Source organism: Stenotrophomonas pictorum JCM 9942, from assembly GCF_001310775.1.
GTDB classification, from domain to species: domain Bacteria; phylum Pseudomonadota; class Gammaproteobacteria; order Xanthomonadales; family Xanthomonadaceae; genus Stenotrophomonas; species Stenotrophomonas pictorum.
Genome location: NZ_BAZI01000149.1, coordinates 1 through 6,675, shown reverse-complemented (window position 1 = coordinate 6,675; position 6,675 = coordinate 1). Strand labels below are relative to the sequence as shown.

The window sequence follows — 6,675 nt, the reverse complement described above, 5'->3', positions numbered from 1 at the left end:
TCGCCGGTCACCGCCGCGCCCAGCGGGTTGTCGGCGACCACGCTGACCATCGCCACGTCGTGGCCGAAGTGGGCCAGCGACACGCCGACATTGGCCTCGGCGCCGCCACAATGCACCTCCAGCGCCGGGCTCTGCAGCAGCAGCTGGTTACCGGGGGCGCCCAGCCGCAACAGCAGCTCGCCAAAGCAGACCACACGGGGGAAATTCATCAAGCGCTCCTGCTTGCAGTCGATTTCCGGGAATGATGGCACGGAAGTTTGACCATCGGTGTCATAAGTGGATCCTGTCCCTGCTGTCCTGTCCCGCACTGCCCGCCAGCAGTGCCTGGACAACGGTTTGGCACGCGTTTTCCCCCTGCTGCAGTGCAAGATGCTCCTCTTTCACGCAGCTGCTACTTTCCGTTTTGACTAGCGGTGTCATTCAGCGGATGACACAACAAGAACACCGCATCACATGTAGACCTTGGAGAGGGGAAGCACATGGATCCACGTAACGCGAAGAAAAAGACACCGGTTACCTTGCTCGCTTTGGGCATCAGCCTGGCCCTGCACTCCGGTGCCGTGCTGGCGCAGGATGCCGGCGGCGCAGCCGCGACCGAACTGGACACCGTCACCGTCACCGGCTACCGCGCCAGCGTCGAGAAGGCGCTGGACATCAAACGCGGCGAGAGCGGCGTGGTCGATGCGGTGGTTGCCGAGGATATCGGCAAGTTCCCCGACAGCAACCTGGCCGAGTCGCTGCAGCGCATCCCCGGCGTGGTGATCACCCGGGATGGCGGCGAAGGCCGCAACATCTCGGTGCGTGGCCTGGGTCCGGATTTCACCCGCGTGCGCATCAACGGCCTGGAAGCGCTGAGCACGGTCGGCAGCAGCGACGGCCAGGGCGGCACCAACCGCGGCCGCGGTTTCGATTTCAACGTGTTCGCCGCGGACCTGTTCTCGCAGCTGATCGCGCGCAAGACCGCCTCGGCCGATGTCGAGGAAGGCTCGCTCGGTGCCACGGTCGATCTGCGTACCGCGCGTCCGTTCGACTATGACGGCCTGACCATCGTCGGCAACGTGCAGGCCGGTTACAACGATGCCTCGCAGTCGGCGATGCCGCGCTTTGCCGGCCTGATCGCCAACAGCTGGGCCGACGGCAAGTTCGGCGCGCTGCTGTCGGTGGCCTACTCGGAGCGGGAGACCGTCGAGGAAGGCTCCGGCACCGTGCGCTGGGCCGGTGGCGGCACCAATGGCGGCTTCAACGCGGCCTCGCCGTTCAAGGACGCGCTGAAGACGGATGTGTATGCGCCGCGTTTCCCGCGCTACACGCTGATGGAGCATGACCAGAAGCGTCTGGGCGTAACCGGTGCACTGCAGTTCAAGCCGTCCGACCGCACCACCTTCAGCCTGGATGCGCTGTACTCCAAGATCGACGCCAAGCGCGACGAGAAGTACATCGAGGCCAACGGCCTGAGCAAGTCGTCCAACGACGGCAAAAAGGAAATCCTGGTCACCGATGGCGAGGTGCGCAACGGCGCGCTGGTCTACGCCAGGATGGACAACGTCGATATCCGCGCCGAAAACCGCCACGACGAGTGGAGCACGGACTTCTACCAGATCAGCCTGGATGGCGAGCACCGTCTGAGCGACAACTTCACCATCACCGGCAAGGTGGGTACCTCGCGCTCCAAGCACGACAACCCGGTCCAGGCCACGGTCATGATGGACAAGCTCAATGTCCAGGGCTACAGCTACGACTACCGCGGCAACGTCAACAAGCCGGTGTTCAACTACGGCGTGGATCCGACCGATCCCAATGGCTGGACCCTGTCCACGATCCGCCTGCGCCAGAACTACGTGACCAACGAGTTCGACAACGGCCAGCTGGAGTTCTCGTGGGTGATCGGGCCCTCGTTCACGCTGGAAGGCGGCGTGCAGGCCAAGAACTTCGGCTTCGATTCGATGGAGCGTCGCCGCGTCGGCAACGAAACCGTGGTGCCGACCTTCAACGGCAGCAAGATCGTGCCGGTCAACATGACCGAACTGGCCGCGCTGCAGGGCATGACCGGCGCACCGGGCAAGTGGGTGGTGCCGAACTTCAACGGCATCGCCAGCGAGTTCGACATCCTCAGCGGCGAAGGCATCTACGCGCTGGCCGACTACAACGCCAGCATCCGCAACGTGCAGGAGCAGGATCGCGGCGCCTGGCTGATGGGTAAGTTCGGTTTCGACATCGGTGCGGTGCCGGTCTCGGGCAACCTCGGCGCGCGTTACGTCAAGACCAAGCAGACCTCCACCGGCGTGGCCACGGCCAGCGGTACGCCGATCACCACCACCGTGACCCGTGAGTACAACGACTTCCTGCCCTCGCTGAACCTGGTGGCCGAGATCACCCCGGACTTCCTGGTCCGCTTCGGTGCGGCCAAGGTGATGTCGCGTCCGGGCCTGGGCAGCCTGACGCCGGGTGTGACGGTCAGCGTCAGCGGCAGTGCCAAGACGGTCAGTGGCGGCAACCCGCTGCTGGATCCGGTGCGCGCCAAGACCGCCGACCTGGGCTTCGAGTGGTACTTCAATGAAGGGGCGATGCTCGGTGTCGGCCTGTTCTACAAGGACATCGAGAGCTTCATCCAGAACACCCGCGAAACCCGTCCGTATGCGAGCAGCGGCCTGCCGGCCAGCCTGCTGGAGAACCTCAACGCCGCCGTCACCGACGATTTCGTGTTCAGCACCCCGGTCAACACCCCCGGTGGCGACCTGACCGGCGTGGAGTTCAACTACACCCAGCCGTTCACCTTCCTGCCGGGCAAGTGGTCCAACCTCGGCACGCAGCTGAACTACACCTACGTCGAATCCAAGATCCAGTACGTCACCGGCGCCGGCGTCCTGGCGCAGAAGGCCGACCTGACCGGTCTGTCGCGCAACTCGTGGAACGCCACCCTGTTCTATGAAGGCGAGAAGTGGTCCAGCCGCGTCTCGGCGACCAACCGCGACGACTACCTGATCCAGGTGCCGGGCACCGAAGCCGGTTTCGACAGCAAGGGCCTGGGTGTGCATGGCCAGAGCGGCACCACCTTCGTCGATGCCTCGATCCACTACCGCATCAGCGACCAGCTGGAGATCAGCCTGGAAGGCGCCAACCTGACCAACGAAGCCCAGGAATCGTGGGTGGCCAATCCGTCGGTCTCGCTGCCGCTGGAATACAGCGAAACCGGCCGCCAGTACACGCTGGGCCTGCGCTACAAGTTCTGACCGTTCCACCGGGCCTGTGAAGGGCCGGGTCGCCCCCACCGACCCGGCCCTGTTCCGTTGTCCACAGCGCGGCGCTGCCGGCGTCCGGCAGACCGCTCCTGCGCGGTTGCGTCTGTGCGCTGCTGGACCTGTGCTGGCGTATCGAACACTCCCCGGCCCGTGCTGGCCGGGGCTGCCAGCGCGATCAGCCCTCGCCACCGCCCCTGCTTCGTTGCCACGTTGACCGAGTCCCTCCGGGGAGGAGCCCATTACATGGATCGTCGTATGCGCCAGATCAGAAAGACACCGGTTACCTTGCTTGCCCTCGCCATCACTTCGGTGCTGGCGACCCCGGCCGCACTGGCCCAACAGGCCACCGTGCCGGCCAGCCCGACCGAACTGGACGGGTTGACCGTCACCGGCTACCGCCAGAGCCTGCAGAAATCGCTGGACGAGAAGCGCTATTCGACCGAACAGGTCGATGCCATCTATGCCGAGGACATCGGCAAGTTCCCCGACCAGAACCTGGCCGAGTCGCTGCAGCGCATCGCCGGCGTGTCGATCGACCGCGAGGGCGGTGAAGGCCAGCGCATCTCGATCCGCGGTCTGGGCTCGGACTTCACCCGGGTGCGCCTGAACGGACTGGAGGCGCTGGCCACCGCCGGCAACGGCAGCAGCGGCGTCAACCGCAGCCGCGGCTTCGACTTCAACACCTTCGCCTCGGAGCTGTTTTCCCAGGTCAAGGTCAACAAGACCCAGTCGGCGCAGATGGACGAAGGTTCGCTGGGCTCGACGGTGGACCTGCGCGGCTCGCGTCCGTTCGATTTCGACGGGTTCCAGGCCTCGGCCAGCGCCCAGGCCGGATACAGCGAGCTGGCCAGGGACTACGATCCGCGCGTGTCGGCGCTGATCAGCAACACCTGGGCCGATGACCGCTTCGGCGCGTTGCTGTCGGCGTCCTACAGCAAGCGCAACGTCTACGAGGAAGGCTACAACCCGGTGCGCTGGGAGCACGGCAACCACCGCAACTCCAACCAGTCCAACGCCGCCAACAACGGCACCTACGGCTTCTGTTCACCGCTGGGCTACAACCCGCAGACGCCGCGCAATCCGGCCTCCAACGAGACCCCGGCCGGCAGCGGCAGCCAGGCCAACCAGGACCGCAACAACGGCTGGGGCAGCTACGGCATCAGCGCCACCCATTGCGGCACCGGCCTGCCACGCCCGACGGCCACCGCCGCGAACATCGCCGCCTACGAGACCGCCACCAACGCCTGGATCCCGCGCTACCCGCGCTATATCCGCACCGCGCACGAGATCGAGCGGCTGGGCGTCACCGGCGCGCTGCAGTTCAAGGTTTCCGACGACACGCTGCTCAGCTTCGATGCGATGTACTCTCAGCTGGACAAGGACCAGCGCGAGGATTCGCTCGGCGCCAACCTGCACCGTGCCGCCAACCTCGGCGGCAAGACCCAGATCGTGGTGCGCGAGGCCGAGGTGGATGCGCAGAACCGGCTGGTCTATGGCGTGTTCGACAACGTCGACTTCCGCACCGAGTCCAGCCAGATCCAGGAATCGACCGATTCCAGCAGTACAGCCTGAACCTGGACCACCACTTCAACGACGCGGTGAAGCTCGAAGCGCAGGTCGGCCATTCCCGCTCAGACTACGAGCGCCCGGTGTTCTCGCTGGTCAGCTTCGACAACAGCAACATCGACGGCTTCGTGATGGACATGCGCAACGGCGGCGACATGCCGGCCATGACCCTGCCGTTCGCGCTCAATGATCCGGCGGCGTGGTCGTGGCTGGGCTACGGCGCGGTGCCGGTCAACAGCAATGGCACCTCGCGCGGCAGCAACATCAGCGAAGTGCGCCTGAATCCGAGCTACGTCAGCAACGCCTTCGACACCGCCAAGCTCGACCTGCAGTTCAACCTCAATCCGACCTTCACCCTGCGTACCGGCCTTGCTACAAGGACTACGACATGGCGTCGGAAGAGTACCGACACATCAGCTACGGCCGCCTGGCCCAGGCGCTGCCGGCCGGGGTGAGCATCGCCGACCTGAGCACCACGCTGACCGGCTTCGGCAAGAACCTGTCGGGCAATGTGCCCAGCGGCTGGCTGGTGCCGGATTTCGACAAGATCGCCACGCTGCTGGACATCAACTGCAACTGCGACAAAGGCGTGCAGGGGGGCGACTACCGGTTGGCCGGTGTTGGCCACTTCGGCGCGTCCAACAACAACTTCGAGGTCAACGAAAAGAGCTGGGCGGCTACCTGCAGCTGGATTTCAACACCGAGCTGCTGGATCGCGCGTTCCGCGGCAACCTGGGCGTGCGCGTGGTCGATACGCAGATCAGCGCCTCGGGCTGGGCGCCGTGCAACGCAGCCACGACGGGCAACAACTCGGCCAACTGCGAGTCGTTCTTCGGCGTGGCCAGTGCCACCGCCGCGGCCGGCGAGCGCTCGCTGGTGCGCTCGATCGTCAACCACAGCTACCAGGACGTGCTGCCCTCGCTGAACCTGGCCTGGGACGTGGCCGAGAACGTGGTGCTGCGCTTTGGCGCGGCCAAGACGATGGCGCGGCCGACCCTGGCCTACCTCTCGCCCAGCGTCAGCGGAGGCCCCACCGGCTACTTCGACGACGGCCGCGTGTTCGCCATCAACCTGGGCAATCCCAAGCTTGATCCGTTCCGTTCGACCAACTACGACCTGAGCGCGGAGTGGTACTTCGCCGAAGGCGCGCTGCTGTCGGCGGCGGTGTTCTACAAGGACATCGAAAGCTATGTGCAGCGCACCCGCCTGCTGACCACCTGGGGCGACATGGGCTACTCGCTGGATCTGCTGCCGGCCGGCTTCACCGCCGACACGCTGTTCAACGTGCAGAGCTACTACAACACCCCCGGTGGCCCGCTGAAGGGCTACGAGCTGACCTACCAGCAGCCCTTCACCTTCCTGCCGGGCATCTGGAGCAAGTTCGGCATCCAGCTGAACTACACCCACGTCGAGTCGAGCATCAAGTACATGTTCAGCACGGCGGCCAACAGCAACACCAGTGTCACCACCACCTTCACCGAGAACGACCTGGTCAACCTGTCGCCGAACTCGTACAACGCCACCCTGTACTACGACGACGGCACCTTCAGTGCGCGTGTCTCCACCAGCTACCGCGACGGCTATATCGGCGAGATCCTCAGCCGCGAGAACGTCTGGGACCTGGATGGCAAGCAGCTGACCACCGCCGATGTGACCGGCAAGGACAGCGTGCGCAACGTCGACTTCAACATGTCCTACCGCCTGAGCAAGAAGCTCTCGCTGACCTTCGAGGCGATCAACCTGCTCGATACGCCGGACAGCCGCTACGTCGATTCGTCGTTGCAGCTGGCCGACCGCTACACCGTCACCGGCCGCCAGTACTACCTCGGTGCCCGCTACAAGTTCTGAGCAAGCGCCCGCCGCGCGGCGC

At 65.1% G+C, this 6,675-nt stretch carries 4 protein-coding genes and 1 pseudogene; 4 read left to right on the top strand and 1 reads right to left on the bottom strand.

The window, feature by feature from the left end; translation table 11 throughout:
• Positions 1 to 209: PfkB family carbohydrate kinase (locus JCM9942_RS09045; RefSeq protein WP_256202352.1), on the bottom strand; the 209-nt coding region annotated here is incomplete at its 3' end.
• Between the two features lie 270 nt (positions 210 to 479).
• Here JCM9942_RS09045 and JCM9942_RS09040 point away from each other — a divergent pair.
• From JCM9942_RS09040 to JCM9942_RS20200, 4 genes and pseudogenes are all read left to right on the top strand, one after another.
• Entirely contained in the window at positions 480 to 3,230 is a 2,751-nt protein-coding gene (locus JCM9942_RS09040) for a TonB-dependent receptor (RefSeq protein ID WP_054659144.1), read from the top strand.
• 252 nt (positions 3,231 to 3,482) lie between these two features.
• Positions 3,483 to 4,292: pseudogene (locus JCM9942_RS20730) on the top strand (TonB-dependent receptor plug domain-containing protein); the annotation flags it as partial.
• A gap of 545 nt (positions 4,293 to 4,837) precedes the next feature.
• Positions 4,838 to 5,260, top strand: a complete 423-nt coding sequence (locus tag JCM9942_RS20205) for a hypothetical protein (RefSeq protein WP_256202351.1) — start codon at positions 4,838 to 4,840, stop codon at positions 5,258 to 5,260.
• Complete coding sequence (locus JCM9942_RS20200; protein WP_256202350.1) at positions 5,175 to 6,653, top strand: TonB-dependent receptor; 1,479 nt, start codon at positions 5,175 to 5,177, stop codon at positions 6,651 to 6,653. The genes JCM9942_RS20205 and JCM9942_RS20200 overlap by 86 nt, the downstream gene beginning before the upstream one ends.
• Positions 6,654 to 6,675: the final 22 nt, after the last annotated feature.

What these genes read in the sequence shown, in the direction of transcription:
- JCM9942_RS09040 (WP_054659144.1), top strand. Translation starts at nt 480, where the DNA reads ATGGATCCACGTAACGCGAAGAAAAAGACACCGGTTACCTTGCTCGCT.